The organism is Actinoallomurus acaciae, from assembly GCF_042429965.1.
Taxonomy (GTDB): domain Bacteria; phylum Actinomycetota; class Actinomycetes; order Streptosporangiales; family Streptosporangiaceae; genus Actinoallomurus; species Actinoallomurus acaciae.
In genome coordinates this window covers 1-1,946 of sequence record NZ_JBHLZP010000904.1, presented here as the reverse complement: position 1 = coordinate 1,946, position 1,946 = coordinate 1, and the positions used below count along the sequence as shown (strand labels likewise).

The window sequence follows — 1,946 nt, the reverse complement described above, 5'->3', positions numbered from 1 at the left end:
CCGGGGCGCGGCGGCGGCGTCCGCCCCGGTGGCCCGCCTGGCTGCCCCGCGACTGCAGGGCGCGCTCCAGATCACCGGTGCCGGCGAAGTCCTGCCAGCGTGCCAGCACCTCGCCGCGCAGCAGCGAGCCGTTGCGCGTGGCCTCGTCGAGCTCGGCCAGGCCTCCGGCGTACGCGGCCTCGACCTCCTCGCGCAGCACCGTGCGCAGCGCGACCTGCTCCTCGACCCGCTTGGCGAGCTCGGGGACGCGCGTACGAAAGGTGTCCAGCACGCTACCCAGCGTAGACCTGATCACCTCGGCGCGGCCGTCTTCGTCTTCGGTGATGGAGGTCAGCCACCCGTGCACCTCGTCGGACATGCCCTTGGGCAGCATGCCGCCGGAGACCTTGGTCTCGGGGATGCTGAACTGGGCCGCCGCCTCGAGGCCGTTGTCCTTGAGCATCTCGGCGAAGTGGGCCACGACCTCCTCGCCGCCCTCCTCCGGCACCCGCGACAGCACGATGCCGAGGGTCGCGCCGTGGTCGCGTGCCCGGTGCAGCAGCCGCCAGACCTGGGCGTCGGCGTACCGCGCGGCGGTCGTCACGCACATCCAGATGTCGGCGGCGGCCAGGAACTGGGCGGCGAACTCGTGGTGGTCCTCGAACACCGAGTCGACGTCGGGGCTGTCGAGCAGCGCGAGCCCGCGCGGCAGCACCTCGCTCTTCATGATCACGAGCTGGTCGCCGACGACGGCGTCGGGGGCCGGTCCGAGCACCCGGCCGAACCCCGGCAGGACGTAGCGTTCGTCCAGCCACCAGTCGGCGTCGTCGGGGTGGCAGACCAGGATCGGGCTGCTCGTGGTGGGCCGCAGTACGCCCGTGGCGCTGACCCGGGCGCCGACGAGCGTGTTGACCAGCGTGGACTTGCCCGCGCCGGTGGAGCCGCTCAGCACCACGAGCAGCGGGGAGTCGGTGCGCCGCACTCTGGGCAGCACGTAGTCGTCGAGCTGGTTCAGCAGGTCCTGCTGTGTCGTCGTCGCCTCTTCGGTGCCCGGCGCGTCCAGGACGAACCGGAAGGAGGCGATCTGGTCCCGGAGTTCGGCCAGGACCTCATCGAGTGGGAGGGACGCCGCCCTGTGCTTGGCGGCGCCCTGATCAGCCGGGGGTGTCACGGAGCCGCCCCATATCCGCTCGCAGCAATTCGATCTCTTGAGCCACCTGGACGACCTCGCCGGCGACGATGATCGCCGGTGGCCGTACCCCGCTGGCCGCCATCTCGTCCGCAACAGTCGCGAGGCTCGCCATGAGCGTGCGCTGGCTCTGCAGCGTACCGTCGGTGATCACCGCGACAGGTGTGTCCGGCGACCGACCATAGCGCATGAGGGTGTCGGCGATCACACGCATCCGCTCGACCGCCATGAGGAGAATGAGCGTGCCGTGGGAGCGCCCGAGCGCCTCCCAGTCGACCGTCGAGGCCGGGTCTCCCGGGGCGACGTGCGCGGACACCACGTGGAACTCCTGCGCGACCCCCCGATGGGTGACCGGGACGCCGATCGCGGAGGGTACGGCGATCGCGCTCGTGATCCCGGGCACCACGGTGACCGGAATGCCCTCCCGTACGCAGTGGAGCACCTCTTCGGCACCCCGCCCGAAGACGAACGGGTCGCCGCCCTTGAGGCGTACGACGAACCGGCCGGCGCGCGCGTGCTCGACCAGCGCGGCGTTGATGTGCTCCTGCGTGACCGACCGGCCGTACGGGATCTTGGCCGCGTCGACGATCTCGACGTCGCCGGGCAGCTCGTCGAGCAGTTCGCGCGGCGCGAGCCGGTCGGTGACCACCACGTCGGCCTGGGCGAGCAGCCGCCGGCCGCGCACCGTGATGAGGCCGGGGTCACCGGGCCCGCCGCCCACGAGGGCGACGCCGACGGGCTTACGGCGCGAGTGGCGGGCGGTGATGCCGCCGTCGCG

At 72.3% G+C, this 1,946-nt stretch carries 2 protein-coding genes; both read right to left on the bottom strand.

Annotated features, from left to right (window positions below):
* The coding region (locus ACFFNX_RS48720; RefSeq protein ID WP_378213263.1) for a GTPase family protein at positions 1–1,150 on the bottom strand (1,150 nt) is incomplete at its 3' end.
* The coding region (cobA, locus tag ACFFNX_RS48715; RefSeq protein ID WP_378213262.1) for a uroporphyrinogen-III C-methyltransferase at positions 1,134–1,946 on the bottom strand (813 nt) is incomplete at its 5' end. The genes ACFFNX_RS48720 and cobA, both read right to left, overlap by 17 nt.